The 26,809-nt window shown below is 58.0% G+C and carries 32 protein-coding genes; 21 read left to right on the top strand and 11 right to left on the bottom strand.

Going from position 1 to position 26,809, the window contains the following annotated elements:
• Positions 1–55: 55 nt before the first annotated feature.
• On the top strand, positions 56–1,591 hold the full coding sequence (locus ACA051_RS14490) for an EAL domain-containing protein (protein ID WP_497375378.1): 1,536 nt from the start codon (positions 56–58) through the stop codon (positions 1,589–1,591).
• Between the two features lie 233 nt (positions 1,592–1,824).
• Positions 1,825–2,187 carry a histone-like nucleoid-structuring protein, MvaT/MvaU family gene (locus ACA051_RS14485; RefSeq protein ID WP_497310404.1) on the top strand — a complete coding sequence of 121 codons (363 nt, stop codon included), beginning with the start codon at positions 1,825–1,827 and terminating at the stop codon, positions 2,185–2,187.
• A gap of 176 nt (positions 2,188–2,363) precedes the next feature.
• On the opposite strand, the gene ACA051_RS14480 is transcribed toward ACA051_RS14485, so the two are convergent.
• A complete protein-coding gene (locus ACA051_RS14480; protein ID WP_497375559.1) occupies positions 2,364–2,888 on the bottom strand; it encodes a DUF4946 domain-containing protein in 525 nt (174 codons plus the stop codon).
• 145 nt (positions 2,889–3,033) lie between these two features.
• Here ACA051_RS14480 and gloA point away from each other — a divergent pair, with 145 nt between their 5' ends.
• A complete protein-coding gene (gloA, locus tag ACA051_RS14475) occupies positions 3,034–3,555 on the top strand; it encodes a lactoylglutathione lyase (RefSeq protein ID WP_497375376.1) in 522 nt (173 codons plus the stop codon).
• Positions 3,556–3,732: 177 nt separating this feature from the next.
• Here gloA and ahpF read toward each other — a convergent pair whose 3' ends face one another.
• The 3 genes from ahpF to ACA051_RS14460 form a co-directional block, all read right to left on the bottom strand.
• Complete coding sequence (gene ahpF / locus ACA051_RS14470) at positions 3,733–5,295, bottom strand: alkyl hydroperoxide reductase subunit F (protein WP_497375374.1); 1,563 nt, start codon at positions 5,293–5,295, stop codon at positions 3,733–3,735.
• Positions 5,296–5,417: 122 nt separating this feature from the next.
• The gene (gene ahpC, locus ACA051_RS14465) at positions 5,418–5,981 is read right to left on the bottom strand and encodes an alkyl hydroperoxide reductase subunit C (RefSeq protein WP_010460707.1); all 564 of its coding nucleotides are present in this window, start codon (positions 5,979–5,981) and stop codon (positions 5,418–5,420) included.
• Between the two features lie 150 nt (positions 5,982–6,131).
• A complete protein-coding gene (locus tag ACA051_RS14460; RefSeq protein WP_497310402.1) occupies positions 6,132–7,070 on the bottom strand; it encodes a site-specific integrase in 939 nt (312 codons plus the stop codon).
• A gap of 178 nt (positions 7,071–7,248) precedes the next feature.
• On the opposite strand from ACA051_RS14460, the gene ACA051_RS14455 reads away from it, so the two are divergent.
• Positions 7,249–8,268: a DNA-binding protein gene (locus tag ACA051_RS14455; RefSeq protein WP_497310401.1), complete on the top strand. Its 1,020-nt coding sequence runs from the start codon at positions 7,249–7,251 to the stop codon at positions 8,266–8,268.
• Here ACA051_RS14455 and gorA read toward each other — a convergent pair.
• The 3 genes from gorA to galU all read right to left on the bottom strand — a co-directional run bounded on the left by gorA (position 8,265) and on the right by galU (position 12,326).
• Positions 8,265–9,623: a glutathione-disulfide reductase gene (gene gorA / locus ACA051_RS14450; RefSeq protein WP_497298919.1), complete on the bottom strand. Its 1,359-nt coding sequence runs from the start codon at positions 9,621–9,623 to the stop codon at positions 8,265–8,267. The two genes, ACA051_RS14455 and gorA, sit on opposite strands and share 4 nt — an antisense overlap.
• Positions 9,624–9,730: 107 nt before the next feature.
• Positions 9,731–11,257: an MFS transporter gene (locus ACA051_RS14445; RefSeq protein WP_497310400.1), complete on the bottom strand. Its 1,527-nt coding sequence runs from the start codon at positions 11,255–11,257 to the stop codon at positions 9,731–9,733.
• A gap of 229 nt (positions 11,258–11,486) precedes the next feature.
• On the bottom strand, positions 11,487–12,326 hold the full coding sequence (gene galU / locus ACA051_RS14440; RefSeq protein WP_010460715.1) for a UTP--glucose-1-phosphate uridylyltransferase GalU: 840 nt from the start codon (positions 12,324–12,326) through the stop codon (positions 11,487–11,489).
• A gap of 259 nt (positions 12,327–12,585) precedes the next feature.
• Here galU and ACA051_RS14435 point away from each other — a divergent pair, with 259 nt between their 5' ends.
• Both ACA051_RS14435 and ACA051_RS14430 read left to right on the top strand, forming a co-directional pair.
• Complete coding sequence (locus ACA051_RS14435; protein ID WP_094467303.1) at positions 12,586–12,774, top strand: hypothetical protein; 189 nt, start codon at positions 12,586–12,588, stop codon at positions 12,772–12,774.
• A gap of 140 nt (positions 12,775–12,914) precedes the next feature.
• Complete coding sequence (locus tag ACA051_RS14430; RefSeq protein WP_497310399.1) at positions 12,915–13,196, top strand: hypothetical protein; 282 nt, start codon at positions 12,915–12,917, stop codon at positions 13,194–13,196.
• 11 nt (positions 13,197–13,207) lie between these two features.
• On the opposite strand, the gene ACA051_RS14425 is transcribed toward ACA051_RS14430, so the two are convergent.
• Positions 13,208–13,438 carry a hypothetical protein gene (locus ACA051_RS14425; RefSeq protein ID WP_497310398.1) on the bottom strand — a complete coding sequence of 77 codons (231 nt, stop codon included), beginning with the start codon at positions 13,436–13,438 and terminating at the stop codon, positions 13,208–13,210.
• 72 nt (positions 13,439–13,510) lie between these two features.
• Complete coding sequence (locus ACA051_RS14420) at positions 13,511–13,867, bottom strand: hypothetical protein (RefSeq protein WP_497310397.1); 357 nt, start codon at positions 13,865–13,867, stop codon at positions 13,511–13,513.
• A gap of 212 nt (positions 13,868–14,079) precedes the next feature.
• On the opposite strand from ACA051_RS14420, the gene ACA051_RS14415 reads away from it, so the two are divergent.
• The 6 genes from ACA051_RS14415 (at position 14,080) to ada (ending at position 17,755) form a co-directional block, all read left to right on the top strand.
• A complete protein-coding gene (locus tag ACA051_RS14415; protein WP_007946189.1) occupies positions 14,080–14,382 on the top strand; it encodes a DUF1883 domain-containing protein in 303 nt (100 codons plus the stop codon).
• Positions 14,383–14,411: 29 nt separating this feature from the next.
• Complete coding sequence (locus ACA051_RS14410; protein WP_094467298.1) at positions 14,412–14,588, top strand: hypothetical protein; 177 nt, start codon at positions 14,412–14,414, stop codon at positions 14,586–14,588.
• 137 nt (positions 14,589–14,725) lie between these two features.
• The gene (locus ACA051_RS14405) at positions 14,726–15,232 is read left to right on the top strand and encodes a methylated-DNA--[protein]-cysteine S-methyltransferase (protein WP_497375372.1); all 507 of its coding nucleotides are present in this window, start codon (positions 14,726–14,728) and stop codon (positions 15,230–15,232) included.
• Entirely contained in the window at positions 15,229–15,933 is a 705-nt protein-coding gene (locus tag ACA051_RS14400; RefSeq protein ID WP_497375370.1) for a 2OG-Fe(II) oxygenase, read from the top strand. The genes ACA051_RS14405 and ACA051_RS14400 overlap by 4 nt, the downstream gene beginning before the upstream one ends.
• Complete coding sequence (gene alkB / locus ACA051_RS14395) at positions 15,923–16,603, top strand: DNA oxidative demethylase AlkB (RefSeq protein WP_497375368.1); 681 nt, start codon at positions 15,923–15,925, stop codon at positions 16,601–16,603. The genes ACA051_RS14400 and alkB overlap by 11 nt, the downstream gene beginning before the upstream one ends.
• A gap of 87 nt (positions 16,604–16,690) precedes the next feature.
• Positions 16,691–17,755 carry a bifunctional DNA-binding transcriptional regulator/O6-methylguanine-DNA methyltransferase Ada gene (gene ada, locus ACA051_RS14390; protein WP_497375366.1) on the top strand — a complete coding sequence of 355 codons (1,065 nt, stop codon included), beginning with the start codon at positions 16,691–16,693 and terminating at the stop codon, positions 17,753–17,755.
• Here the strand turns inward: ada and acuI are convergent, their stop codons facing one another.
• Positions 17,756–18,739, bottom strand: a complete 984-nt coding sequence (gene acuI / locus ACA051_RS14385) for an acrylyl-CoA reductase (NADPH) (protein ID WP_497375557.1) — start codon at positions 18,737–18,739, stop codon at positions 17,756–17,758.
• A gap of 240 nt (positions 18,740–18,979) precedes the next feature.
• Between acuI and ACA051_RS14380 the strand changes: the two genes are divergently transcribed.
• The 8 genes from ACA051_RS14380 to ACA051_RS14345 all read left to right on the top strand — a co-directional run bounded on the left by ACA051_RS14380 (position 18,980) and on the right by ACA051_RS14345 (position 25,061).
• Positions 18,980–20,044 (top strand): NAD(P)H-dependent flavin oxidoreductase, encoded by a 1,065-nt coding sequence (locus ACA051_RS14380; RefSeq protein WP_497375364.1) that lies wholly within the window; start codon positions 18,980–18,982, stop codon positions 20,042–20,044.
• Positions 20,045–20,179: 135 nt separating this feature from the next.
• On the top strand, positions 20,180–20,947 hold the full coding sequence (gene modA / locus ACA051_RS14375) for a molybdate ABC transporter substrate-binding protein (RefSeq protein ID WP_497310390.1): 768 nt from the start codon (positions 20,180–20,182) through the stop codon (positions 20,945–20,947).
• Entirely contained in the window at positions 20,948–21,628 is a 681-nt protein-coding gene (modB, locus tag ACA051_RS14370; protein WP_497310389.1) for a molybdate ABC transporter permease subunit, read from the top strand.
• Positions 21,629–21,631: 3 nt separating this feature from the next.
• Complete coding sequence (modC, locus tag ACA051_RS14365; protein WP_497375362.1) at positions 21,632–22,711, top strand: molybdenum ABC transporter ATP-binding protein; 1,080 nt, start codon at positions 21,632–21,634, stop codon at positions 22,709–22,711.
• 78 nt (positions 22,712–22,789) lie between these two features.
• On the top strand, positions 22,790–23,830 hold the full coding sequence (locus ACA051_RS14360) for a DNA topoisomerase IB (protein ID WP_497310387.1): 1,041 nt from the start codon (positions 22,790–22,792) through the stop codon (positions 23,828–23,830).
• A 71-nt stretch (positions 23,831–23,901) separates the two neighbouring features.
• Entirely contained in the window at positions 23,902–24,123 is a 222-nt protein-coding gene (locus ACA051_RS14355; protein WP_497375360.1) for a hypothetical protein, read from the top strand.
• A gap of 115 nt (positions 24,124–24,238) precedes the next feature.
• Positions 24,239–24,469, top strand: a complete 231-nt coding sequence (locus ACA051_RS14350) for a hypothetical protein (protein ID WP_150629883.1) — start codon at positions 24,239–24,241, stop codon at positions 24,467–24,469.
• A 307-nt stretch (positions 24,470–24,776) separates the two neighbouring features.
• Positions 24,777–25,061, top strand: a complete 285-nt coding sequence (locus ACA051_RS14345; protein ID WP_497310385.1) for a hypothetical protein — start codon at positions 24,777–24,779, stop codon at positions 25,059–25,061.
• Here ACA051_RS14345 and ACA051_RS14340 read toward each other — a convergent pair.
• Positions 25,039–25,773 carry a TetR/AcrR family transcriptional regulator gene (locus tag ACA051_RS14340; protein WP_497375358.1) on the bottom strand — a complete coding sequence of 245 codons (735 nt, stop codon included), beginning with the start codon at positions 25,771–25,773 and terminating at the stop codon, positions 25,039–25,041. The two genes, ACA051_RS14345 and ACA051_RS14340, sit on opposite strands and share 23 nt — an antisense overlap.
• A gap of 180 nt (positions 25,774–25,953) precedes the next feature.
• Between ACA051_RS14340 and ACA051_RS14335 the strand changes: the two genes are divergently transcribed.
• Positions 25,954–26,790 carry an NAD(P)H-binding protein gene (locus tag ACA051_RS14335; RefSeq protein ID WP_497310595.1) on the top strand — a complete coding sequence of 279 codons (837 nt, stop codon included), beginning with the start codon at positions 25,954–25,956 and terminating at the stop codon, positions 26,788–26,790.
• The last annotated feature ends 19 nt before the right edge of the window (positions 26,791–26,809 follow it).

Raw genomic sequence — 26,809 nt, 5'->3', positions numbered from 1 at the left:
TGCCGTTGTCCTCCCAGCATTTGAGAGCCGTATCCCATCGTCACAGGCTTTGCGAATGCCACTGAACGCCAAAACCCGCCACAAACGCGGTAAACGAATGGCAATAACCGTTTTGAGCGGGTTACTCCCGGTGCTGCTGGGAGTTGTCATCCTCTATATGCAGGCTGAGCGTGCGCTCAAGCAAAGCACTGAGCTGACGTCCGAAGAAGCCATCCGCCAATTCGAACTGATGCTCGACAATACCGCCCAGGCCGCACGCGAACTGCTGCCGCTGGCCGGCCAGACCTGTTACAACGTCAAACTGGCCTTGCGCGAACAGGTCACACGCCGACCGTTCGTGCGCTCGACGAACCTGGTATGGGATAACAACCTCTATTGCAGTTCGCTGTTCGGTGATTTTCAGGAGACGGTCAATCCGGGCGACTACACCCAGGGCAAGTTGTGGTTGATGAACGGCAACCCAGTGACGCCCGGCACCGCGTTGCTAGTGTATCGGCTAAGTGAAGGCAATCGGGGGGCGCTGACCACCCTGGACGGTTATCACTTAAGCAACGTGTTGCGACTGATTGGGCGCAAGACATGGCTGTTGCTGCAAGTCGGCCCTGTCTGGTTATCGGCCGACGGCAAGGTTCACGAAGGCTCCCTGCCTACCCTTCCCGTGGCCGAAAGCACGCAGACGTCCACGCGCTATGCCTTTACGGTCGCGGCCGGTTTCCCCGAGGGTGAAACCTGGCGCTACATGAGCAGCGAATACCCGTCGCTGTTCAGTTTGCTGATCTTCTTCGGAGTGGTCTCGGGCGCAATCGGACATGTCCTGCAAATGCGCTCGTCGTCCCCCAGCCATGAAATGCAGCGCGCACTGGAGGCCGCCGAGTTCATTCCGTATTTTCAGCCCGTGGTGCACGGCGATACCAAAACGTGGTCCGGGGCCGAGGTGTTGATGCGCTGGAATCATCCAAAGGAAGGCCTGGTGCGCCCGGACCTGTTCATTCCTTTTGCCGAGCATTCCGGGTTGATCGTGCCGATGACCCGCGCCCTGATGCGGCAGACCTCTGCGCTGTTGGCGCCTGCCGCTGCCTCGTTCGACGGACCGTTTCACATCGGCATCAACATCACCGCCAGCCATTGCAAGGACCTGGACCTGGTCCAGGACTGCCGGGAGTTTCTCAGTGCCTTCGCGCCCGGTGCCATCCACCTGGTGCTGGAGTTGACCGAGCGTGAACTGATCGAGCCGACGGCCATCACGCACCAATTGTTCGAGCAGCTCCACGCCTTGGGCGTGATGATCGCTATCGATGACTTTGGCACGGGTCACTCAAGCCTCGGTTACCTGCGCCAGTTCAATGTGGACTTCCTGAAAATCGATCAGAGCTTTGTCGCTATGATCGGCGTTGACGCACTTTCCCGGCACATTCTGGACAGCATTATCGAACTCTCGGCCAAGCTTGATCTGGGGATCGTGGCTGAAGGCGTGGAAACCGAGGAGCAAAGTGACTATCTGGCTGCCCAGGGTGTGAACTTCCTGCAAGGTTATTTATTTGGTCGACCGATGCCCGGCGCAGAGTTCATTAATGCATTAAGGCACCATTAACCAGCGGTTTTAAGCGCCGAGGCAACGAAGCGGCGCACCAAATTGAATCAAAAGACTACTGTAGTTACATGAAGAAAAAGACAGGATTTACTCTTGGCCAATTAACTACTACAATTTTTCATGCCTGTGCACAATTGGCAGGTGAGCCACTATCACCGAGTCGCTTCAAGGCTCTTGGCTTATAGCTTTGTTTGCGGTTGGTATCAGCCAAACACACTATTGGAGTAATGAATTTGTCCAGACTCGCTGAATTTCGTGCCGCTGAAAAGGCCCTTCAAGAACAGCTCAAGCAGCTGGAATCGCTGAAGAATGATGCCGGGCTCAAGAAAGAAATCGAATTCGAAGAAAAGCTCCAGGGGCTGATGAAAACCTACGGCAAAAGCCTGCGCGACATCATCGCCATCCTCGATCCGAACCCGGCAAAATCCGGTCTGTCGGCAGCAGCTCCTAAAACCCGCCGCGCTCGCGTGGTCAAGGTTTATCACAACCCGCACACTGGTGAGCTGATTGAAACCAAGGGCGGCAACCACCGTGGCCTGAAAGCCTGGAAGGAACAGTACGGTGCCGCTACCGTAGATTCCTGGCTGCGAGGCTAAGCAATCGCGGTGATAAAACAAGCCCTGCCAACGCAGGGCTTTTTTATGGACGACCTCTAAATGCAACCAGGGGAGTCGTTTAATTCGCTACTTGTCGACTAAACTTTATGCTTAATCCGTTTGGGTATCTAAAGACTTCAGATCGCGCTGAAATCTGCAGTCACGTAAACCCTCAACTAAAGTTTTAAGCTGTTACGAGCCGCCACAATTTCATCCTCACTTGCCTTATAAGCCTCAGCCTGCCCCGCGTAGGAAAAAACATAAGCCTTATCGGCGTCCACCGCCGCGACCAATGTTTGCGACAGCACATGTCGACCATTCTGTGTAATCGTGCAGGTAGTTTCCAATCCTGATAAGCGGCTCAAGGTCGCCGGATGAATTTTGTTGCAGACACTTTGATAGCCTCCTTGAAAAAAGTCCTTCTGCACCGACTTGCGCATCTCCAGCAACACGCCCTCCAGATTGACCTGATGACCGCTTTCTACTTGAGTCATGGTCAACTCCATCACCATTACCGGCGTGCCACCCTGGTCGACTTTCACCGCGCGCTGCCGGGATACCCCTGGTTTGGCATCATCTTGCGGAACGGCTTCGACCTCCCAGCCATTCGGCCAGGTCACCACCGGTGCATCAGCATGGGCGCTGGTAACAACTGACAGCAGATAGAACAGCAGGAAAGTCGATTTACAGAATCGGATCATTGCAATGAGCACTCACGGATTGAACCGTAAAGTCTGAGCCTCACCCGCCCGTCAGGCAATAGCCCACTCTTTGCGTTTGGTGATGTCCCAGCCCTTGCGTATCATTGTCGCCATTCGTTAGCCCCACTTATTTTCCGGAGGGCCCATGAGCCTGCACGAATTGAACACTTTCCCCGGCGTGACTGCTCAACCTGACACCGCCACCCAGAAGTTCGTCTTCAACCACACCATGCTGCGGGTCAAGGACATCACCAAGTCCCTGGATTTCTACACGCGCATCCTGGGTTTCTCGCTGGTGGAAAAACGCGACTTCCCGGAAGCTGAATTCAGTCTGTATTTTCTGGCGCTGGTGGATAAAAACCAGATTCCGGCCGATGCTGCCGCCCGTACCGAATGGATGAATTCGATCCCTGGCATTCTCGAACTGACCCACAACCACGGCACCGAAAACGACGCGGATTTCGCCTATCACAACGGCAACACCGACCCGCGCGGCTTCGGCCATATCTGCATCTCCGTGCCGGACATCCGTGCGGCTTGCGAACGTTTCGAAGCGTTGGGCTGCGATTTCCAGAAGCGCCTGAACGACGGGCGCATGAAGAGCCTGGCGTTCATCAAGGACCCGGATGCTTACTGGGTTGAAATCATTCAGCCAGCTCCGCTCTAACTCCACCACTAATCCCCCTTGTGGGAGCGAGCCTGCTCGCGATGGTTTCGGTAAATTCAAAATGGATGTGACTGACCGTCCGCTATCGCGAGCAGGCTCGCTCCCACACTGGGAATTTGTGAAGCACAAAAAACCCCATGATCGCTCATGGGTTTTTTGTGTTTTCAGCGTTGGCGTTTAAGCCGGCGCGGAGGTGCGGATCAGGTGATCGAATGCGCTCAGCGAAGCCTTGGCGCCCTCGCCTACTGCAATCACGATCTGCTTGTACGGCACGGTGGTGACGTCACCGGCAGCGAACACGCCCGGCATCGACGTTTCACCCCGGGCATCGACGATGATCTCGCCGCGAGGCGACAGCTCGATGGTGCCTTTGAGCCAATCGGTGTTGGGCAGCAAACCGATCTGCACGAAGATCCCTTCCAGCTCTACGTTACGCAGCTCATCAGACTGACGATCCTTGTAGCGCAGGCCATTGACCTTCTGACCGTCGCCCAACACTTCAGTGGTTTGCGCACTGGCGATCACGGTGACGTTCGGCAGGCTGTGCAACTTGCGTTGCAAGACCGCATCGGCGCGCAACTGCACGTCGAACTCCAGCAGCGTGACGTGGGACACGATGCCCGCCAGATCGATGGCCGCTTCGACGCCGGAGTTGCCACCGCCAATCACCGCCACGCGCTTGCCTTTGAACAGCGGGCCGTCACAGTGCGGGCAGTACGCCACGCCTTTGTTGCGGTATTGCTGCTCGCCCGGGACGTTCATTTCACGCCACCGCGCACCGGTCGCGAGGATCACGGTTTTGGCTTTCAGGGTCGCGCCGCTGGCGAAGTGAATCTCGTGAAGCTCGCCGCGCTTGCCCGGCACCAATTTGTCGGCGCGCTGCAGGTTCATGATGTCGACGTCGTATTGCTTGACGTGTTCTTCCAGCGCCACCGCCAGTTTCGGGCCTTCGGTTTCCTGCACGGAGATGAAGTTCTCGATGGCCATGGTGTCGAGCACCTGCCCACCAAAACGTTCAGCTGCCACACCGGTGCGAATGCCTTTACGAGCAGCGTAGATCGCTGCCGAAGCACCGGCCGGGCCACCACCGACGACCAATACGTCAAAAGCTTCCTTGGCGCTGATTTTCTCGGCTTGACGCTCGATGCCGCTGGTGTCGATCTTGGCGAGGATTTCTTCAAGGCCCATGCGGCCCTGGCCGAAGTTCACGCCGTTAAGGTAAATGCTTGGCACGGCCATGATCTGACGATCATCGACTTCGGCCTGGAACAACGCGCCGTCGATGGCGACGTGGCGGATGTTCGGGTTCAGCACCGCCATCAGGTTCAGCGCCTGGACTACGTCCGGGCAGTTCTGGCAGGACAGCGAGAAGTACGTCTCGAAGCTGAACTCGCCCTTGAGAGAACGGATCTGTTCGATCACTTCAGCACTGGCCTTCGAAGGGTGGCCGCCCACTTGCAGCAGGGCCAGCACCAACGAAGTGAATTCATGGCCCATCGGGATGCCAGCAAAACGCAGGCTGATAGCGGCACCCGGGCGGTTGATCGAGAACGATGGTTTACGTGCATCGTCACCGTTATCGAGCAACGTAATCTGGTTGGAAAGACTGGCAACGTCTTTGAGTAACGCGAGCATTTCCTGGGATTTCGCACCGTCGTCGAGGGAGGCAATGATCTCGATCGGCTGGGTGACCCGTTCCAGGTATGACTTCAACTGGGCTTTAAGATTGGCGTCCAACATACGGGCGATTTCCTTTTTGAATTCGTAAAAAAAACGCCCGAGCGAATCTCGCCCGGGCGTTTTTGAGGGCGGTTGCAGCTTACTGAGGTGCGGAAACCCGCCCTGATGATGCTTTCACAGACTTAGATCTTGCCGACCAGGTCCAGGGACGGAGCCAGAGTGGCCTCGCCTTCTTTCCACTTGGCTGGGCACACCTGGCCTGGGTGAGCAGCGACGTACTGGGCAGCCTTGATTTTGCGCAGCAGCTCGGAAGCGTCACGGCCAACGCCGCCATCGTTCAGTTCAACGATTTTGATCTGGCCTTCTGGGTTGATCACGAAGGTGCCACGGTCTGCCAGGCCAGCGTCTTCAATCAGCACGTCGAAGTTGCGGGAGATCGCGTGAGTCGGGTCGCCGATCATGGTGTACTGGATTTTGCCGATGGCTGGCGAAGTGTTGTGCCAGGCAGCGTGGGCAAAGTGGGTGTCGGTGGAAACGCTGTAGATCTCGACGCCCAGTTTCTGGAACGCGTCGTAGTTGTCAGCCAGGTCTTCCAGTTCGGTCGGGCAAACGAAGGTGAAGTCGGCCGGGTAGAAGAACACGACAGACCACTTGCCTTTCAGATCAGCGTCCGACACTTTTACGAAGTCGCCATTTTTGAAGGCGTCAGCTTTGAACGGTTTAACTTGGCTGTTGATGATAGGCATCGATGACTCTCCGTCAGGGTTGAAAAGTTTGGTTGAGAAGTTGATGGGGTGAATCCTACCCACTCGATCGCCGCCTGGCTCATTGGCAAAGCTCATGCTGCTGATTGGTTTTCGCTATTAGCGGACAGTATTAATAGAAGAAAACGTTATCTAGCGCGCCAAAGGCTTTTCAGCGACTCGGGCCATCCCGAGAAACGGGCTCACTTCAACATAGCGCATGGCAGACTTCACATCCTTCCAACCCACATAACTCATCAACGATTTCAGGTCCCAACCACTCTGATGAGCCCAACTGGCAAAACCGCGTCGCAGGGAATGGCTGGTGTAGTGGTCGGCCGAAATGCCGGCACGTTCCAGGGCCTGGCGCAGCAAAGGGATCACGCTATTGGCGTGCAATCCCTCCTCGCTTAAATGACCCCAGCGGTCGATTCCGCGAAACACCGGCCCACGGACCAGCGCAGCTTCCGTGATCCATTGGATGTAGGCGTTCACCGGGCAGAGGCGCTGCAGGGCGGGAGTCTGGTAAGTCTTGCCGAGGTTCTCGCGATCGCTCTTGCTGCGTGGCAGGTAGAGGGTGATGCCCGAGCCGGCGCTCGCCTGCACGTGTTCGATCTGCACGCGACACAACTCATCGCTGCGAAAGCCACGCCAGAAGCCCAGCAAGATGAGCGCAGTGTCACGTCTGGCGCGAAGCAATCCCGGCTGATCGTTTTTCTCCCTGGCTGTTTGCGCCTCCTGCTCCAGCCACGCAACCACTTGCTCCAGATGCTGCAGTTGCAATGGCTCGGCCTGTTTCTCCTGGGCCGGGTGCAGCGCACGGATGCCCTTGAAGACCTTGCGCACCACCGGCGACTTGGTGGGATCGGCGAAACCCTGGCTGTTATGCCACTGCGCCAGCGCTGACAAACGCAGCTTCAGCGTATTGATCGCCAGCACGCCCGCATGGGCCACCAGGTAACGCGCCACGCTGTCACTCGTCGCAGGCAGGAAACCACCCCAATTGACTTCGAAATGCTCGATGGCCGCCCGGTAGCTGCGACGCGTGTTGTCGCGGGTGGCGGCTTGCAGGTAGCGATCCAGATCGGTCATGGGCTTATCTCTCGAAAATGTACCTCTTTGGTGAAGTAAAACCTGTAACACGGCGTATCACGCGGGGTAATACCAGTATATCCCGCATCAACAATTTACATTTTTTATCTTCCTATTCATGATGGTACACTGCGTACTTTTGTGGCATGTACCACAGTACGAAATCGTAGGAGAACACATGGCTCGTGGCGGCGTAAATAAAGCGGTAGTGCAGGCGGCACGTTTGGCAATCCTTGCCCGTGGCGAAAACCCCAGCATCGATGCAGTACGGATCGAGATGGGCAATACCGGCTCAAAAACCACCATTCACCGCTATCTGAAGGAGCTGGATGACGGCAGCGAACGCGCCGAAGCGCCTTCAGAACCCATTGATGACGAGCTGGCAGGCTTGGTCTCGCGTCTGGCGCAGCGCCTCAAGGAGCAAGCGCAAGAACCCATCGACCAGGCACGTGCGCAGTTCGATCAGCAACGAAAGGCGCTGGAAATCCAGCTGACCGAAGCCCGGCAAGCCAACACTGAACTGCACCAGCAATACGAGATTCAAAGCCTGGCACTCACCCAGGAGTCCGAAGCGCTGCAAGAAACTCGCTCCATCCTGCAAGCCGAGCAAACCCGCAACGCCGGACTGAACCAGGCATTGGCCGATTTCGAATTACGCTTGCAAGACAAGGATGAGCAGATCCGCTCACTGGAAGAAAAGCACCTGCACGCGCGCGATGCCCTGGAACACTACCGCAACGCAGTCAAAGAACAACGCGAGCAGGAGCACAGCCGCCACGAAGGTCAGGTGCAGCAGATTCAGATGGAATTGCGCCAGGCCCAGCAAAGCGCATTGGTTCGTCAGGACGAAATCACTCAATTGCACCGCGACAACGAGCGCTTGCTCACCGAAAACCGTGGAACACTGCGTGAACTGGGACTATTGCAAGAGCAACTCAAACACACCCACAGCCGCCAGGATCAACTGCTGGAGCAGGTCAACCGCATCGACAGCGAACGCACCCTCCTCCAGGAGCGTTTACGTGCCGCGCTGCTGGAAAGTCAGTCGCTCAAGCAAAGCGTCGACGAGCAGTCGCAGTTAAACAAAGCGCTGGAAATCGATTTGCTCAAGACTCAGGCGAACCTCGATGAAAGCCTGCGCCTGGCCGCTGTCATTGCAACAGCGCCAGACGCATCAGAGAGCGAAAAGAACGATTAACCGGCTACCGGTGTGCGCATGGTGACGAACTCTTCGGCGGCTGTAGGATGCACGCCGATGGTTTCGTCGAAATCGCGCTTGGTCGCGCCAGCCTTCAAGGCAATCGCCAGGCCCTGAACGATCTCACCGGCATCCGGCCCGACCATGTGGCAACCCAAAACCTTGTCGGTCTTCGCATCAACCACGAGCTTCATCAGCGTGCGCTCCTGGCACTCGGTCAGGGTCAGCTTCATCGGGCGGAAACGGCTTTCGAAAATCTGCACCTCGTGGCCAGCTTCGCGCGCCTCTTCCTCGCTCAAACCGACAGTGCCAATGTTCGGCAGGCTGAACACGGCAGTCGGGATCATCTTGTAATCCACCGGACGATATTGCTCCGGCTTGAACAAGCGGCGCGCCACTGCCATACCTTCAGCCAGAGCGACGGGGGTCAGTTGGACACGGCCGATCACATCGCCAAGCGCCAGGATCGACGGCTCCGCAGTCTGATACTGATCATCGACCTCGACGAAACCTTTCTTGTCGAGTTTGACGCCGGTGTTTTCCAGCCCGAGGTTGTCAAGCATCGGCCGGCGCCCGGTGGCGTAGAACACACAATCCGCCTCCAGTTCGCGACCGTCCTTGAGTGTCACCTTCAAGCTGCCATCGGACTGTTTGTCGATACGCTCAATGTCGGCGTTAAATTGCAGGTTCATGCCGCGCTTGGTCAGCTCTTCCTGCAAATGCTTGCGCACCGCACCGTCGAAGCCGCGCAGGAACAGTTCGCCGCGATACAACAGCGTGGTGTCGGCGCCCAGCCCGTGAAAGATCCCGGCGAACTCGACAGCGATGTAACCGCCGCCCACCACCAGAACGCGCTTGGGCAGCTCTTTGAGGAAGAACGCCTGGTTGGAACTGATCGCGTGTTCATGCCCCGGAATCTCCGGAATCTGCGGCCAGCCGCCGGTAGCAATCAGGATGTTCTTGGCTGTGTGGCGCTCGCCATTGATTTCGACCGTGTTCGGGTCGACGATTTTGGCGTGGCCTTCATGCAAGGTCACACCGCTGTTGACCAGCAAGTTGCGGTAAATGCCATTCAGGCGATTGATCTCGCGATCCTTGTTGGCAATCAGCGTTGCCCAATCAAACTTCGCTTCACCCAACGTCCAGCCAAAGCCGGAAGACTGCTCGAAGTCTTCGGCGAAGTGCGCGCCGTAGACCAGCAACTTCTTCGGCACGCAGCCGACGTTCACGCACGTACCACCCAGGTAACGACTTTCAGCCACAGCCACTTTCGCGCCAAAACCGGCAGCGAAACGCGCAGCCCGTACACCGCCGGAACCGGCGCCAATCACATAAAGGTCAAAATCGTAGGCCATTTTCAATCTCCTCGGCAGGCAACCAGCATACCCGCAGACGCTTATTGAGCAAGCTTCTGCCGTTATACAGATGGACAACACCAACCGTTCGAGCCTTACGCTTTCGATCAATGACATTCTGCCGGCTGAGCTTTTGGTAACCGCAACGTGCGCCAGGCGATCAGAATCGCCATGAACGCCAGGCCGAAAGCGACCCACGAAACCAACGCAATTCCACCTTCAAATGCACCTCCTGCCTGCTGCATCAACTGTTGTGCCTGATCACCCGCCAGACCTGACGCCACATGATGAGCACCAGACAGCGTCTCACTTGCCAGCGTCGTCTGAATGTCGCTCAAAAACGTCGGAAGCTGCAGGCCTGCGCGGTAGTAGGCCGTGACCAGACCGCCAAGCACGGTCGTTCCCAGCACCACGCCTACTTCATAAGCGGTTTCACTGATGGCGGAAGCAGCGCCCGCCTTTGCCGGTGGTGCTGCCGACAAGATCACGTCATTGGAAACCGTCGCGATAGCGCCTACTCCGATGTTCAGCAACGCGAACGCCGCTACCAACACCGCGAGGCTGCTGCCCATGCTGGCCACCAGCAAAAACGCCGCGCCGGCAAAGGCCATCAGAACCGGTATCAACACATGCACGGGTACCCGCTGCGCGACCGGCACGACCGCCATCCCGACCACGATAGCCATGATTTGCCCCGGCACCAACGCCAGACTCGCACTCAAGGGCGACATCTGAAGGACAATCTGCAAGAACTGCGTGGTGAAGAAAACGAAGCCGACGAGGAACGCAAGACTTATCAGGTTGATCAGAACAGACCCGCTGAAGGTGCCGTTGCGAAACAGGGTCATGTCCATCAGGGGTACAGGAAGACGCAACTGCCGCCGAACGAACATCCAGCCCGCCAATGCACCGACCACAAAGGTGCCCAGCATGACCCCGTCAACACCCTCACTGGCGCCATGTTTGATACCGTAAACGATGCCACCCAGTGCGACCATCGACTGGAGAATGCTGATCGGATCCAGTGGACCCGACGCATCACGCTCCGACTCCGGGAGCAATAACGGCCCCAACACCAACAACGGAATCAGGACTGGAACCGCCAACAGAAAAATCGCGCCCCAATCAAAGAACTGCAGCAACACCCCGCCCACCAAAGGCCCGAGTGCCGAGCCGACCGTCAACGTCGTTGCCCAGATCGCGACTGCTACTCTGCGTTCTTCTCGATCCTCGAACACCGAACGTATCAACGCCAACGTTGAGGGCATCAGCATCGCCCCGAAAATCCCCATACAAGCTCGCCCGACAATCAGTTGAGTGGCTGTATCGGAATATGCGGTTAGCACCGACACAATGGCAAAACCCAAGGACCCAGCCAGCAACAACTTACGATGACCAACTCGATCTCCCAGGCTACCCATCGACACCAGCACTCCCGCCAATACCAGCGAATACGCATCGATCATCCACAACTGCTGACTAGCACTCGGACGCAGGGCCTCAGCAATCTTTGGTAACGCGAATCCAAGCACCGTGTTGTCAACGGTTACCAGCAAGACGGGCAGCATCAGCACGCTTAGGCCTAACCAGCGTTTTGATCTTGCTCCGCTATGAATCGCCGCATCTATCGTCATTAGCCCAACTCCCTGTTACCAGCGAAAAATTCACGAAGCGTTCAACAATGCTGCGCGGACTAACCCTTGAACACTCCCTTGCCAAGGTTTAGTCAGTTTCATTAATGACAATGCGTAATCGATCGGGCAACAGGAAAAGTATTTCCTGGCGGAAATGATTTGCTTTTAAGCGATCAAAAAAAACCCCGAACAAGTCGGGGTTTTTCCAATACAAGTGAGTCAAACGCTATCAGTAAGCCTTGCCAGTCTTGTAGAAGTTCTCGAAGCAGAAGTTCGTCGCGTCGATGTAGCCTTCAGCGCCACCGCAGTCGAAACGCTTGCCTTTGAACTTGTAGGCCATGACGCAGCCGTTCTGGGCTTGCTTCATCAGGGCGTCGGTAATCTGGATCTCACCACCTTTGCCTGGCTCGGTTTGTTCGATCAGGTCGAAGATGTCCGGGGTCAGGATGTAACGACCGATGATCGCCAGGTTCGACGGTGCATCTTCAGGTTTTGGCTTCTCGACCATGCTGTGAACACGGTAGATGTCGTCGCGGATCATCTCACCGGCAATCACGCCGTACTTGTGAGTTTCTTGCGGATCGACTTCCTGGATGGCAACGATCGAGCAGCGGAACTGCTTGTACAGCTTGACCATCTGGGTCAGGACGCCGTCGCCTTCGAGGTTGACGCACAAGTCATCCGCCAGCACCACGGCGAACGGTTCGTCGCCGATCAGTGGGCGACCGGTCAGAATCGCGTGGCCCAGGCCTTTCATTTCGGTCTGGCGCGTGTAGGAGAACGAGCAGTTGTCGAGCAGCTTGCGGATACCGACCAGGTATTTCTCTTTGTCGGTGCCTTTGATCTGGTTTTCCAGCTCGTAGCTGATGTCGAAGTGGTCTTCCAGGGCGCGTTTGCCGCGACCGGTGACGATGGAGATTTCAGTCAAACCAGCGTCCAGTGCTTCTTCGACGCCGTACTGGATCAGTGGCTTGTTTACCACCGGCAGCATTTCTTTGGGCATGGCTTTAGTCGCTGGCAGGAAGCGAGTACCGTAACCGGCTGCTGGGAACAAGCATTTCTTGATCATATAAGTCCTTGAAAGGGCTGTGTGTACGAGTTTCGGCGCAGTCTAATCAGGCGGCGTGCACCTTACAATGCCCCGCGCTGGCTAACCGATGCCATCATAGAGAAATATTCCCGCGGATAGTTCCATCCGCATTTTCACGCGGTCAAATCAGCGTAGCTCAAAGAGGCCGACAAACTGGACCACCATACGCTTATCGCCCCCCAATGCGAGCATTTGCCGGTATCATGGCGACTTTGAACCAGTGAACGAGACAGACTAGATGACCGTAGCAAAAATCATCAACGGGTACACGGTCGACAAAGGAAAAGATGGCCAGTGGCACATTACCGCCGCAAATGGCGAAGATGTTTCCGGGCCGTTACCCAGCGAAGCGATGGCGATTGAAGTGGCGTCGGTGCTCGACTACACCCCCCCCGCGCCGAAGCGACGCGGCAAGAGTCAGGACTGATCTCCTGCGGCATTCGCAGAGCCCTGCCATCCAGCAGGGCTTTTTTGTGGCCGGGTGCAAACAAGTGGCCATTCGCTATAACCTTTTGATGCCAGCGCTGTCACAGCGCTTAGCCCCATCATCCTGACGACGACAACGACATGACTAAATTTTTGCCCCTGATTGCGATCCTGGCTTTGACCGGTTGCGCCACTTCCGAAACGACTTACCTGAACAACGGCGAGCAAGGTCTGGCAATCGACTGCTCCGGCGAAGCCAATTCCTGGGCCACCTGTTACGAAAAAGCCGATGCCTCTTGTGCGGGCACCGGCTACCGGATCGTCGGTACCGACGGAACGCCTTCCACCAAGGAAAGCGACAAGACCCTGGGTGTCGATGTCGGTAACTTCAAGAACCGCAGCGTCGTGGTGGTCTGCAAGTAAGGCGCCCTGCCCTACATGTGAATTTCGGCGAATTTGATCCCGAGGCTGCGCACAGTCTCGATCAAATCGTCGAGACGGCCAAACGATTCGACCTCATCATTATCATCCACCAGGAAATAACTGCGCCCGGCGCTTTTCTTGAAAAACACGATCCACTCCCCGGGGTTCGCCGGATTTTGAATGACGTGGGTGGCAGAGATCAGTCCCTCTGCATGGCGTTCCCGTATCTGCTCTCGCTTCATGCTCGGCTCCAGAAATGACAATGCCGCCAAAGCATCGCTTTGACGGCATCAGTATCGACAGTGACCAGTCTATCAGCCAGAAATACACGCATTGGCGGCTTTCTGAACGTCCTTTGGACGCACCGGCACATTGGACATACGCTCGTGCAGCTTAATACCGCTGCCACCCGAGCGGTCTTCTATGTCGAATACGGCTGCCGGGGCCGACGAAAATTTCGCCGGCACGATGACGCGCATCCCGTCCTTGGTTGACTCCAGTTGCAGGGCGCCACGACTGTCGGCCAGTTTTTCAACCAGGCATTGCGCGTATTCATTGGGCTTTTTGCCTGAGATGACGTTCATGGTTGGCAGCGTCTGGTTGATTTCCGAAACACTCGCACAGCCACTCACTACCAATGCCAACGGCAAGACCCACACACCCCACTTCATACAAAACCTCCGATAAAGACCCTCCGACAGCACAAATGCTGATTTTCTCCGAGGCTCGCAGCGTTTATCGCTCATTAAATTCCGAATAACTGTTTTTAATTGTCAAAGCGAACCTCGACGACCGGATAATAACCTGTTCGGGCTGATAAACTGCGCCAATCGCCCATGCTATCGTTTTGATTTTGTAGAAAAAGCCCTTCTGGAGGCGCCTCATGAAATTTATCCACCAGCGCGAGCACCTCAACGAAGACGACATCGTCGTCATCCAGTGCTCCCAAACATGCAACATCCGCTTGATGAACGACGCCAACTTCCGCAGCTTCAAGAACGGCGGCCGTCACACTTATCACGGCGGTGCGTTCGATACTTTCCCGGCCCGGATTACAGCGCCGAGCACCGGTTTCTGGAACATCACCATCGACACGGTCAACCGCCGGCCGATCAGCGTGACCCGCAAACCGACCCTGACACACTCGATCAAGATCATCCGTCGTTCCAGCACGAAACTGAGCTGAGCCACGTTCCCACACGAATAAAAGCAGGTATGACCGTGGCCCAAACGACCAAGTACGTCATCAAATACAAACTCAACGGCGAACGCCGCTTCGAATTTGCCCAGCTCGAAAAAGGCACTGAAGAAGAAGCCAAGGCCGCGCTGGACGCCATTCATGGTTCGAGCGAAGACGTCATCAGCGACATCGCCGTCAGCAAAGCGCTGTAGCCCGACCCGGCACCCGGAGCGACAACAAGGACGTCATGCTCCGCGCCCGTTTTGAATTCGACCGCAAACGCCGGAGTGTTCACTCCCTTGGCGCTCCCTAGACTGGCCACCTCGACCTTTGGTTAAGGAGTCAGAACATGTCTACTTCCCCGATTCGCTATCTCAGCGGCACTTCCAGCCTTGGCGTCTTGTTGCTGGCGTTCAGCACCGAGGGCCTGTGCGCATTGCTACTCGGCGACGACTTGATCACGCTCGAACGCGATCTGGCGCGGCGTTTCCCTGCCCCGCCACCCCCGCAGCGCGATGAGGGTTTGATGCCAGCCCTGGAGCAAACCCTGCGCCACCTCGAAGACCCACACACCGCACTCAATCTCCCGCTGCACCTGAGCGGCAGCGTATTTCAACGGCGAGTCTGGGAAGTCCTGCGGCAAATCCCTGTCGGCGAAACCGCCAGCTACCGTTATATCGCCCAATGCCTCGGTCAGCCCAGCGCTTGTCGGGCGGTGGCGAACGCCTGTGGAGCCAACCCGGTGGCCGTTATCGTGCCTTGCCATCGGGTGTTGCGCCAGGACGGCAGTCTTGGTGGTTATCGCTGGGGACTGGAGCGCAAACGGCAATTGCTCGATCGTGAGGCTCAACGATGATCGAGCAAACCCTCGATGCGCTGGACTGGGCAACCCTGGAGCAACAGCTCGATCGGGATGGCTGCGCCGTCATCAGGTCGGTGCTGAGTGTGGAGGCCTGCGACGAGGTCAGCGGCCTCTACGCCCAGTCAATGCCCTTTCGCTCTCAAGTGATCATGGCGCGTCACGGTTTTGGCCGTGGCGAATACAAGTATTTCAACTACCCCTTGCCGGGCACGGTCGCCCGCTTGCGCAGTGCGCTCTACCCTCGACTGGTGCCGATCGCCAATCGCTGGTACGAATGCATGGACCTGCCGACCCGTTTCCCAGGAACCCACGAAGCATTTCTGCAACGCTGCCATGCCGCCGGTCAGGAGCGCCCGACTCCGTTGTTGCTGCAATATGGCCCGCAGGACTACAACTGTTTGCACCAGGACCTGTACGGCGAACACCTGTTCCCGCTGCAGGTGGCGATTCTTCTGTCAGAACCGGACGAAGATTTTACCGGCGGCGAGTTTGTGCTGACCGAACAACGCCCGCGTATGCAGTCACGCCCGCAGGTGATCGGCCTGAAGAAAGGCGATGGTGTGATCTTTGCCGTGAGCCAGCGCCCGGTCAAAGGCATTCGCGGCTATTACCGAGTGACGATGCGTCACGGCGTGAGTCGCCTGCATAGTGGAAAACGGCATACCCTTGGAATCATCTTTCACGATGCGTTATGACCCCATGAGCCCGACCACCTTCGATCTGTTTGCCGATGCCGAACCCGAGCAGGAGCCCAGGCGCGAGCAGATCGGTGAACAGTCCTGCGTCTTGCGCGGCTTTGCCCTGCCCCGGCTGGAGCAGTTGCTGCCGGCACTGGAAGCGGTTCTCGCGGCCGCACCGTTCCGGCAGATGGTCACGCCCGGCGGCTTTACTATGTCGGTGGCCTTGAGCAGTTGCGGCACCTGGGGTTGGACCACTGACCGCAGCGGTTATCAGTACACGCGCAATGACCCACAGACCGGACAACCCTGGCCCGAGATGCCTGACGTGTTTTTCGAACTGGCACAAGCGGCGGCACGGGAAGCGGGGTTTGCAGATTTTATCCCTGATTCCTGCCTGATCAACCGCTATGTTCCCGGCGCCAAGATGTCATTGCACCAGGACAAGAACGAAGGTACCTACGCCGCACCGATCGTGTCGGTGTCATTGGGACTGTCTGCCATGTTCCTGTTCGGCGGGTTTGAACGTAGCGATAAAAGCCAGCGCATACCGTTGCTGCACGGCGATATCGTGGTCTGGGGCGGCGTCGATCGTTTGCGTTATCACGGCGTCTTGCCGATCAAGGACGGCCATCACCCGCGACTGGGCGAGCAACGGATCAACTTCACCTTTCGCACTGCCGGATGACACCCTCGAATTCAACCGCAAGACTCGGAGTGCGGCGGCGTTGCGGGCTGGTTAATCTGAAAAAAACGGGTCAACGGACATGAAGCCATGACAACTCATTCGACAAACATTGCCGCCGAGGACGATCCTCGCTGGGCCGCCGTCGTTGCACGGGATCCCGCTGCCGACGGGCAGTTTGTCTATGCCGTGAAAACCACCGGAATCTATTGCCGCCCCAGCAGCCTGGCGCGCTTGCCGAAACCGCAGAATGTCGAATTTTTCGACACGGCGGAACAAGCCCGGGCGGCGGGTTATCGTCCGAGCAAACGGGCCACAAAAGATCAAAGCGACGTCGCCGCACAACACGCGGCAACCGTAGCTGCCGCCTGCCGCCACATCGAATCCGCCGAAAATCCGCCTGCGCTAAATGAACTGGCGCAGGCAGCAGGCCTGAGCAGCTTCCACTTCCATCGCGTATTCAAAGCAGTGACCGGGCTGACACCCAAGGGGTACGCCACAGCCCATCGCTCGCGCAAGGTTCGCGAGCGCCTGGCCGATGGCGGCTCGGTGACCGATGCCCTGTATGACGCCGGTTTCAACTCCAACAGTCGCTTCTACGAGTCGGCAGACCAACTGCTAGGCATGAAACCGGGTGATTACCGCGCGGCGGGCCAGAACAACGACATCCGTTTTGCCGTTGGCCAGTGTTCCCTGGGGGCGATCCTGGTGGCGCAAAGTGAACGCGGCGTTTGCGCGATTCTGTTGGGGGATGATCCGCATCAACTGGTCTGCGACCTGCAGGACAAGTTTCGGCGTGCGAATCTGATTGGCGCCGATCACGCGTTCGAGCACTTGATTGCCAAGGTGGTCGGTTTTATCGAAACCCCGGCGATTGGTCTGGACTTGCCGCTGGACGTGCGCGGCACCGCTTTTCAAGAGCGGGTCTGGCAGGCGTTGCGGGAGATTCCTGCGGGCGGCACCGCCAGCTACGCCGATATCGCTCAACGTATCGGCGCCCCCAAATCCGTGCGCGCCGTGGCACAGGCCTGCGGCGCGAACAGTATTGCAGTGGCGATCCCGTGCCACCGCGTGGTGCGCAGCGACGGCAACCTCTCAGGCTATCGCTGGGGTGTCGAGCGCAAGCGTCAGTTGCTTGAACGCGAGACCCTGTAATCAGCGATTCACATCGACCACCACCCGCCCGCGCAATTGCCCGGCGAGCAAGCGCGGCGCGGCGTCGATGGCTTCGCTCAAGCCGATTTCATGGCTGATCAGTGGCAGCAACGCAAAGTCCAGGTCCTTGGCCAGCCGATTCCAGGCTTCCACCCGCTTGGCTTTGGGCTGGGTCACGCTGTTGATCCCGGCCAGTGTCACGCCACGCAAAATGAACGGCGCGACGGAGGCCGGAAAGTCCATGCCTTGTGCCAGACCGCAGGCGGCGACTGTGCCGTTGGCCTTGGTGCTGGCACAGGCGTTGGCCAGCGTGTGGCTGCCGACTGAGTCAATCACCGCCGCCCAGCGCTCCTTGGCCAGCGGTTTGCCCGGCTCGGACAGCGTCGCGCGATCAATGATCTCGCTGGCACCCAGTTGCTTGAGGTAATCGTGTTCGGAGGTGCGGCCCGTGGACGCTACGACTTTATAGCCAAGCTTGCTCAGCAGCGCGATGGCGAAACTGCCCACGCCACCGTTGGCACCGGTGACCAGCACTTCGCCCTGCTCAGGCGTTACACCGTTATGTTCCAGCGCCAGGATGCACAGCATCGCCGTGTAACCGGCCGTGCCGATTGCCATGGCTTGAGCCGCGGTGAATTCCTTGGGTAGCGCAATCAGCCAGTCGCCCTTCAGGCGTGCTTTTTGCGCCAATCCGCCCCAGTGCCCTTCGCCGACGCCCCAACCATTGAGCAGGACCTGGTCACCGACCTTATAGTCCGGATGATCACTGACTTCGACCGTACCGGCCAGATCGATCCCCGGCACCATCGGGAATTTCCTGACCACCGGGCTGCTGCCGGTGATCGCCAGGCCATCCTTGAAGTTCAGTGTGCTGTACGCCACGCGCACCGTCACATCGCCTTCGGGCAGTTGATCGTCATTGATATCTTGCAGCGTGGCCCGGTAACCGCTGTCGTCTTTGTCGATCAAAATACCTTTGAACATCATTGCCTCTCAATGGAATCAATCCGGTGGTGGGAGCATTGAAATACCACAAAGAAACATCTCGCCGTACAAGACTTTAGCCAAACGAACGAAGCGCCGAGCGTTTCCATGACGTGCGGCTATCATTTTTTTTTGGTTCTCCACGGATTACCGGAAAACGTCCCGGATACAAAAGTCGACTGGCCCTGCGTCAGCCATTGCTGGTAAAAAACCGGTTCTACCCGTCGGAGAATCATTGAAATGAGCCAATGGCCAGACACCCGCATTCTTGACCTGCTCGGCATTGAACTGCCGATCATCCAGGCTCCCATGGCCGGCGCTACCGGCTCGGCCATGGTCATCGCCGCGAGTAACGCCGGCGGCCTGGGTTCGATGCCCGCAGCACTGCTGAGCATCGAGCAGTTGCGCGAAGAGGTGAAAGCGATCCGCCAACATAGCCAGCGACCGTTCAACATTAACTATTTTTGCCACCAGACGCCGGCCGCCGATGAGCCGCGGGCTCGGGACTGGAAGCATTTGCTGGAACCGTACTATCGAGAACTGGGCGTCGATTTCGAAGCGCCCACACCGGTATCCAATCGCGCGCCTTTTGATAACGCCGCTTGCGAAGTGCTCGAAGAATTCCGCCCCGAAGTCGTGAGTTTTCACTTCGGCCTGCCGGAAAAATCGCTGCTTGATCGTGTAAAAGCCACCGGGGCGAAAATTCTCTCATCGGCGACCACGGTCGAAGAAGCCATCTGGCTGGAACAACATGGCTGCGACGCGATCATCGCCATGGGATACGAGGCAGGCGGACATCGTGGGATGTTCCTCAGCGATGACTTGAGTAGCCAGGTGGGCACATTCGCCCTCGTGCCTCAGGTCGTCGATGCAGTGAAAGTGCCAGTGATTGCAGCGGGCGGGATCAGTGATGCGCGGGGGGTGGCGGCAGCTTTTCTGCTGGGCGCTTCGGCGGTGCAGGTGGGGACGGCTTACCTGTTCACGCCGGAAGCCAAGGTCAGCGCGTCTCACCACAAGGCGTTGCGCACGGCCAAGGAAAGCGAGACGGCGATGACCAATCTTTTCACCGGCCGCCCGGCACGAGGAATCCTCAATCGGGTGATGCGCGAACTCGGGCCAATGAGCGATAAAGCCCCGGCATTCCCTTTGGCCGGTGGTGCATTGATGCCGTTGCGGGCGAAGGGTGAAGCGGATTTCAGCAATCTCTGGGCTGGGCAGGCATTCACGCTGGGCATTGAAATGAGCACGGCGGAGCTGACTCGGCGTTTGGCGGAGGAAGGTTTGGCCAAGTTGCTTCATCGGTAAGGCACGCTGTTGTAGCAGCAGCCTTGTGGCGAGCAATCTCAGTACCGACACATTCCGTTTACAGGCATTTCGCTATATATTCCGATATATAGCGTTTCATCCCCTCATTGCATTTGCCTGTCACGGAGCCGTTTCATGACCCTGCGTGCCTCACGTTTTGCCCCGACCTGCCTCGCAAGCCTGCTCGCCGTCTTCGCTTTCGGTTCCGCCCAGGCGGACGAAGTCCAGGTGGCCGTCGCCGCCAACTTCACCGCGCCGATCCAGGCCATCGCCGCCGATTTCGAAAAAGACACCGGACACAAACTGGTCACCTCCTTCGGTGCAACCGGCCAGTTCTACACCCAGATCAAGAATGGCGCGCCGTTCGAAGTGTTCCTCTCGGCCGACGACACCACCCCGCAAAAACTCGAAGCTGAAGGCGACACCGTCAAGGGTTCGCGCTTCACCTACGCCATCGGCACGCTCGCACTGTGGTCAGCCAAGGAGGGTTACGTCGATGCCAAGGGCGAAGTGCTGAAAAAGAACGAATACAAGCACCTCTCCCTCGCCAACCCGAAATCTGCGCCCTATGGCCTGGCAGCCACTCAGGTGCTGGCCAAACTGGGCCTGACTGACAAGGTCAAGGGCAAGATCGTTGAAGGCCAGAACATCACCCAGGCCTATCAGTTCGTTTCCACCGGCAATGCTGAACTGGGCTTCGTGGCCTTGTCGCAGATCTACAAAGACGGCAAAGTCACCGGCGGTTCGGCCTGGATCGTTCCGGCCGACATGCACGACCCGATCAAACAAGACGCGGTGATCCTCAACAAGGGCAAGGACAACCCGGCCGCCAAGGCGCTGGTTGACTACCTCAAGGGGCCGAAAGCCGCCGCCGTTATCAAGTCCTACGGTTATCAACTCTAAATGACGCTGACGAGTGCCGATTTTTCCGCCATCTGGCTGACCCTGAAACTGGCGTCCCTGACGACGGTTATCCTGTTGATCATCGGCACTCCGATTGCGTTATGGCTGTCGCGTACCCGCTCGTGGTTGCGCGGCCCGGTCGGGGCGATCGTCGCCCTGCCTCTGGTCCTGCCGCCCACGGTGATTGGCTTTTATTTGTTGTTGGCGCTCGGCCCTAACGGCTTTGTCGGCCAATTCACCCAGTCACTGGGGCTCGGCACGCTCACCTTCAGTTTTGCGGGTTTGGTGATCGGTTCGGTGCTGTACTCGATGCCGTTTGTTGTCCAGCCGTTGCAAAACGCCTTTTCCGCCATTGGCACTCGCCCACTGGAAGTGGCCGCCACCTTGCGCGCCAATCCCTGGGATACCTTTTTCAGCGTGATTCTGCCGCTGGCCAGGCCCGGCTTCATCACCGCGGCCATTCTCGGTTTCGCCCACACCGTCGGCGAGTTCGGTGTGGTGCTGATGATCGGCGGCAACATTCCAGACAAGACCCGCGTGGTCTCGGTGCAGATCTACGATCACGTGGAAGCCATGGAATATGCCCAGGCCCATTGGCTGGCCGGGGCGATGCTGGTGTTCTCCTTTGCCGTGTTGCTGGCGCTCTATTCCAGCCGTAAAACCAAAATGGGCTGGAGCTGATCGATGATTCATACGCGCCTGAAACTGCGTTATTCGGGATTCGCCCTTGAGGTGGATCTGCAATTGCCCGGCCGCGGGGTGACGGCACTTTACGGTCATTCCGGTTCAGGCAAGACCACGTGCCTGCGCTGTATTGCCGGTCTGGAGCAGGCCGAACAGGGCTTTATTCAGGTCAACGATGAAGTCTGGCAGGACAGTGACAAGAAGATTTTCGTACCGCCGCATAAACGTGCGCTGGGGTATGTTTTTCAGGAGGCCAGCCTGTTTCCTCACCTCTCGGTGCTGGCCAATCTGGAGTTCGGGCTCAAGCGCATCCCCAAGCGGCAACGCCGGGTCGACATGGCGCATGCCACTGAATTGCTGGGCATTGGTCATCTGTTGGACCGCCATCCGCAGCACCTTTCCGGCGGCGAACGGCAACGAATCGGCATCGCTCGTGCGCTGCTCACCAGCCCGAAACTGTTGCTGATGGACGAGCCGTTGGCGGCGCTGGATAGCCAGCGCAAAAACGAAATCCTGCCTTACCTGCAACGCCTGCACGATGAGCTCGATATCCCGGTGCTGTACGTCAGCCACTCACAGGATGAGGTCGCCCGACTGGCCGACCACCTCGTCCTGCTCAGCGACGGCAAGGCGCTGGCCAGCGGACCTATCGGCGAAACCCTGGCGCGTCTCGATTTGCCCCTGGCGCTGGGCGACGATGCGGGCGTGGTGATTGAAGGCCATGTCAGCGCCTATGACCCGCACTATCAGTTGCTGACGCTGCAACTGCCCAATACCGACCTGAGCATTCGGGTGACGCACGCTCCGATGACCCAAGGCCAGGCACTGCGTTGCAAGGTCCAGGCACGGGATGTCAGCCTGAGTCTGCAAGGCGACGAGCACAGCAGCATCCTCAATCGCTTGCCGGTCACGGTGATCAGTGAAATCGGCGCCGATAACGCCGCCCACGTGCTGATCCGACTAAATGCTGCCGGCACGCCGCTGCTGGCACGCATCACCCGCTACTCCCGGGACCAACTGGGCGTGCACCCCGGCCAGCAACTCTGGGCGCAGATCAAAGCGGTGGCCGTGCTGGCGTAAATTCGTCGGCACCACGGCGACCGAGCGTGGTCAATGGCTGTACAGGCCCCCTGACTTCGTCGCCAAGGATTTCTTGCCATGTCCGATACCACGCTGCCCGATGTGCTGCCACCCGACCTGCACTATGTCGATGACACGCAGCCTGGAATCACCCGCAAACTCTTGCGTGGCAAATTCTGCTACTTCGATCCAGCAGGCCAGCGCATTACCGATCCTGACGAAATCAAACGCCTCAACGCCCTTGCCGTGCCGCCGGCCTATACCAATGTGTGGATCTGCGCCGACCCACGTGGCCATTTGCAAGCCACCGGACGTGACGCTCGCGGTCGCAAGCAATACCGTTATCACGCGCGTTGGCGCGAAGTGCGCGATGCCGACAAATACTCGCGCCTGCGGGACTTTGGCCTGGCGCTGCCGAAACTGCGCAAACAGCTTGAAGCACTGCTGGACGCTCCGGGTTTCAGCCGAGATAAAGTCATGGCCACCGTGATTACTTTGCTCGATGCGACGCTGATCCGGGTCGGCAACACGCAGTACGCCCGGGAAAATCGCTCCTATGGCCTGACCACCCTGCGCAGCCGTCACGTCGAGGTCAACGGCAGCGCGATCCTGTTCCAGTTTCGCGGCAAGAGTGGTGTCGAGCACCAGATCACCGTGAAAGACCGACGCCTGGCGCGCATCATCAAGCGCTGCCTGGAGATTCCCGGGCAAGACCTCTTCCAATACCTGGACGAAAATGGCGAGCGACACACCGTCAGCTCCTCAGACGTCAATGCCTACCTGCAAACTCTCACCGGCGCCGACTTCACGGCCAAGGATTACCGCACTTGGGCAGGTAGCGCTCTGGCGTTGTCGGTGTTGCGCGAGTTGCAGTGGGAGCCTGAGTCGGACGCGAAACGGCATGTGGTGGAGATGGTCAAGAACGTTGCCAGGCAACTCGGCAACACCCCGGCGGTGTGCCGCAAGTGCTACATCCACCCGGCTGTGCTCGAAGGTTTTATGCTTGGCGCATTGGCCGAACTGCCTCGGCCGAGGCTGCGAAAAGGCCTCAGGGCGGAGGAAGTCGGACTGGCCATGTTTCTGGAGAAGATGATCGCGGCGGCCGAACCGACGAACTGACTGGCCATTTTTTGCACGATCACAAAGAACTTCTATAGTTGATGTGGACATGAATCAGCTGCGGTGACGCCATGGAAGACATTTTCGTTGTGACGCGATGCAACAAGATCATCATTCATGGCCGTCGAGCCGGAGAAACCGGCCACCCGCCACCCGACGCGGAAGTCTGGTTTCGAATTGCCGATACCCGCACTCTTGGTTTCATCGGTGATGGCTTCGATCTTGAAGAAGAAGCCCAACGTGAATGCCAGCTGCTCAATGCCAGGTCACAAGTGACGGCCCGACAAGCCTGAAGTCCGGGTCTATACTGAAAACAGCTGACGGACCAGCGACCCCATCGGCAGAAAGCTCGCACCCAGCGGGCTTTTTGCTGCTATTTGTCAGGTTTCTTGAACGGAGGTGTTTGCCATGTCCGAAAAAGAGTCCATCACCACCCTGCTTACCCTGCTCGACTCCCGTCAGGCTCGACTTGCCGCAGCCTGCAAGGAGATTGCCGACTGGGTAGATCATCAAGGAGGGCATCCGACAGCCCTCAGAATTCGTGACCGCCTGAACGACATTGAAAAAGACGCGCCACTGATTCGAAACACCCTGTCTTCGTTAAAACCGGTCGAACCGCCTCTTCCTCGGTTCAGATGATTCGATCTGGACCCGCGATTCGCGAACAGGGCCTGATTCAGGACGCATGAACGGTGACTTCATCGTCGCCGTACCCGTGCCTGTCTGATAATTCTGCGCTTCACACCCCACCCGGCCTGGCGCTGGGCTTTTTTTTGCGACCCTCTTTTCACGTAACGTTCACAACACACGCCTTACAGTGAGCTACTCCTTTGAAGTAATCCCCTGGTCTGCCCGCATGCAGACCTTTTTTTTGCCCGTCGGACAGCCAACGAACGTCGTCGTTAGCTGGAGGTCAAACGATCACACGTCGCGAAGGAGACGCTCCATGGTCACTCACTTCAAAGTCAGCGGGCATCTGGCCTGCGGTCACAAAGGCAGTAATCTCACATCAACCAGCGAATTGACCCGCGTAAAGTGCAGAAGCTGCCGAAACACGGACGCGTTCAAGGACGCGCGCAAAGCCGAACGCAACGCAGCACGCCGTGCTGCACGCAAGGCCAAAGTCACTCACACCGCCAATGACTGGCGAGCAGCCTGGGTAGAACGGCTTACCGCCATGGCCGGGTTGCAACGGTTACCCCGTGGTTTTACCGGCCAGCCTTTTGTTTAGAGGGCTGACTCGATAGCTGGGTCGACTTTGCTCGACCCAGTCCTGTCGATGACTCGGGCGTATTCATGCTCGCGGGCTCCATGATTTCAGCGAGCGACATACGCTTGAACGCTTCAAACAACCGCCGCCCCTCTTCAGGCGCACACGAAATGGCCAGGCGCATGGTCGCCTCACCCAGCTGCCAGATCAGAAAGGCAGAATCAGCAACCCGCCGCGCATCGCTGCCTGGAAACACCCGCAGCATCGCATCGGCCAGCAAGCCGCCCGCCACACGACTCTCCTCCAACTCCAACGCCAGCAGTTGCTTGTCTGCCTGCATGCCTGACCAGATATCACGCATCGCAGGTTCGGCCTGAACGATCTCGTAATACTGATCCAGCAGGTCCGAATAGGCATCCGCCAACCCTTGCGCATCCTGCACCGTCAACAGCGCCTCTTCGATACAACGACGGCTTGCGGCGTTATAGCGCTCGGCTAGCGTGCGAATGACCGAGCTTTTGTCAGGGAAGTACTGATAAAGCGACCCGATCGAGATCTCGGAGCGTTCGGCTATTTCGCTCATTTTTACCTGGTCGCTGCCCTTGGTCGCGATCAGTTGAGTCGCCACCGCCAGGATTCGCTCCTGCCGCTCGCGACTGCGTTGTTGCGTGGGATTGCGGCGGGTCGGCTCTGCAACAGATTGCTCGAGCCCGGAGGCGGCCTTCTTTCGCACTGGCGTGATTCCTGATCAATAACATGACAAGCACTCACCTTAGCACCACCCACGAACGCCCCCAAGTGGTTGCATCCGTATGTCGGATTCCTCTCTAACGTTGGTTGACGGCAAAACATGAGCGATTATCATCTTTTTAACGTGAGCATCACTCACATTAACCCGATGGAGTTGAACGCGATGAAAACCACTCAAGAAACCTTCCTGGTTCTCGGTGCGACCGGCAAAACAGGGCGCAGGATTACCCAGCATCTCAAAGCAGGGGGATTGGCCGTGCGCCTCGGTTCTCGCGAGGCGAATCCACCCTTCGACTGGGAAGACCGGACGACCTGGGATGCAGCACTTGATGGCGTTCACGCTGTTTACATTTCTTATCAACCGGACCTCGCCGTCCCTGGCGCCCTCGAGACAGTCCAGGCGTTTACCGACCAGGCCGTCAAAAGCGGCGTTGGCAAACTGGTTCTGCTGTCCGGGCGCGGGGAGGTTGAAGCGGAGCAAGCCGAAAGCGTCATAAAGAACAGCGGGGTCGACTGGACGATCCTTCGGGCCAGTTGGTTCTTCCAGAACTTCAGCGAGGCGCATTTTCTGGAGCCCATTCTTGAAGGAGAACTGGCCCTCCCCGTCGGCAATATCGCGGAACCCTTCGTCGATGTGGAGGACATTGCCGAAATTGCTGTCAAGGCGCTGACCCAACCGGGGCACTCACGCCAACTCTATGAGTTGACCGGGCCACGGGCACTGACTTTTGCCCAAGCGGTCGATGAGATCGCTCAAGGGACCGGGCGCGAGATCAGTTTCATCGCCGTACCGCCGGATGCCTATCGTCAGGCCCTGGAACAGGCACAACTTCCAGCCGGGTTGATCAACCTGGTGCTGTACCTCTTCACGACGGTACTCGACGGTCGCAACACTCCACTGGCCGATGGCGTTCAGCGCGCACTTGGCCGACCCGCGCGCGACTTTAGCGATTACGTTCGGCGCACCGCTGCTACGGGAGTCTGGCAGAACCAGGTTTGAGGTCGGCGAGGTTCTTCTG

Source organism: Pseudomonas sp. LBUM1669, from assembly GCF_059695705.1.
This window is presented reverse-complemented; position numbering and strand designations above follow the sequence as displayed.

Bases quoted from the DNA above. Each gene is read 5' to 3' on its own strand.
- modC (WP_497375362.1), top strand. From the start codon at position 21,632: ATGATTCATACGCGCCTGAAACTGCGTTATTCGGGATTCGCCCTTGAG.
- ACA051_RS14345 (WP_497310385.1), top strand. From the start codon at position 24,777: ATGGTCACTCACTTCAAAGTCAGCGGGCATCTGGCCTGCGGTCACAAA.
- ACA051_RS14420 (WP_497310397.1), bottom strand. From the start codon at position 13,867: ATGAAGTGGGGTGTGTGGGTCTTGCCGTTGGCATTGGTAGTGAGTGGC.
- ahpC (WP_010460707.1), bottom strand. From the start codon at position 5,981: ATGCCTATCATCAACAGCCAAGTTAAACCGTTCAAAGCTGACGCCTTC.
- acuI (WP_497375557.1), bottom strand. From the start codon at position 18,739: ATGTTCAAAGGTATTTTGATCGACAAAGACGACAGCGGTTACCGGGCC.
- ACA051_RS14350 (WP_150629883.1), top strand. From the start codon at position 24,239: ATGTCCGAAAAAGAGTCCATCACCACCCTGCTTACCCTGCTCGACTCC.
- ACA051_RS14360 (WP_497310387.1), top strand. From the start codon at position 22,790: ATGTCCGATACCACGCTGCCCGATGTGCTGCCACCCGACCTGCACTAT.
- ACA051_RS14335 (WP_497310595.1), top strand. From the start codon at position 25,954: ATGAAAACCACTCAAGAAACCTTCCTGGTTCTCGGTGCGACCGGCAAA.
- ACA051_RS14425 (WP_497310398.1), bottom strand. From the start codon at position 13,438: ATGAAGCGAGAGCAGATACGGGAACGCCATGCAGAGGGACTGATCTCT.
- ACA051_RS14405 (WP_497375372.1), top strand. From the start codon at position 14,726: ATGTCTACTTCCCCGATTCGCTATCTCAGCGGCACTTCCAGCCTTGGC.
- ACA051_RS14400 (WP_497375370.1), top strand. From the start codon at position 15,229: ATGATCGAGCAAACCCTCGATGCGCTGGACTGGGCAACCCTGGAGCAA.
- galU (WP_010460715.1), bottom strand. From the start codon at position 12,326: ATGATCAAGAAATGCTTGTTCCCAGCAGCCGGTTACGGTACTCGCTTC.
- ACA051_RS14410 (WP_094467298.1), top strand. From the start codon at position 14,412: ATGACCGTGGCCCAAACGACCAAGTACGTCATCAAATACAAACTCAAC.
- ACA051_RS14415 (WP_007946189.1), top strand. From the start codon at position 14,080: ATGAAATTTATCCACCAGCGCGAGCACCTCAACGAAGACGACATCGTC.
- ACA051_RS14430 (WP_497310399.1), top strand. From the start codon at position 12,915: ATGACTAAATTTTTGCCCCTGATTGCGATCCTGGCTTTGACCGGTTGC.
- modA (WP_497310390.1), top strand. From the start codon at position 20,180: ATGACCCTGCGTGCCTCACGTTTTGCCCCGACCTGCCTCGCAAGCCTG.
- ACA051_RS14355 (WP_497375360.1), top strand. From the start codon at position 23,902: ATGGAAGACATTTTCGTTGTGACGCGATGCAACAAGATCATCATTCAT.
- alkB (WP_497375368.1), top strand. From the start codon at position 15,923: ATGCGTTATGACCCCATGAGCCCGACCACCTTCGATCTGTTTGCCGAT.
- ACA051_RS14455 (WP_497310401.1), top strand. From the start codon at position 7,249: ATGGCTCGTGGCGGCGTAAATAAAGCGGTAGTGCAGGCGGCACGTTTG.
- ACA051_RS14480 (WP_497375559.1), bottom strand. From the start codon at position 2,888: ATGATCCGATTCTGTAAATCGACTTTCCTGCTGTTCTATCTGCTGTCA.
- ahpF (WP_497375374.1), bottom strand. From the start codon at position 5,295: ATGTTGGACGCCAATCTTAAAGCCCAGTTGAAGTCATACCTGGAACGG.
- ACA051_RS14460 (WP_497310402.1), bottom strand. From the start codon at position 7,070: ATGACCGATCTGGATCGCTACCTGCAAGCCGCCACCCGCGACAACACG.
- gloA (WP_497375376.1), top strand. From the start codon at position 3,034: ATGAGCCTGCACGAATTGAACACTTTCCCCGGCGTGACTGCTCAACCT.
- ada (WP_497375366.1), top strand. From the start codon at position 16,691: ATGACAACTCATTCGACAAACATTGCCGCCGAGGACGATCCTCGCTGG.
- gorA (WP_497298919.1), bottom strand. From the start codon at position 9,623: ATGGCCTACGATTTTGACCTTTATGTGATTGGCGCCGGTTCCGGCGGT.
- ACA051_RS14490 (WP_497375378.1), top strand. From the start codon at position 56: ATGCCACTGAACGCCAAAACCCGCCACAAACGCGGTAAACGAATGGCA.
- ACA051_RS14445 (WP_497310400.1), bottom strand. From the start codon at position 11,257: ATGACGATAGATGCGGCGATTCATAGCGGAGCAAGATCAAAACGCTGG.
- ACA051_RS14435 (WP_094467303.1), top strand. From the start codon at position 12,586: ATGACCGTAGCAAAAATCATCAACGGGTACACGGTCGACAAAGGAAAA.
- modB (WP_497310389.1), top strand. From the start codon at position 20,948: ATGACGCTGACGAGTGCCGATTTTTCCGCCATCTGGCTGACCCTGAAA.
- ACA051_RS14380 (WP_497375364.1), top strand. From the start codon at position 18,980: ATGAGCCAATGGCCAGACACCCGCATTCTTGACCTGCTCGGCATTGAA.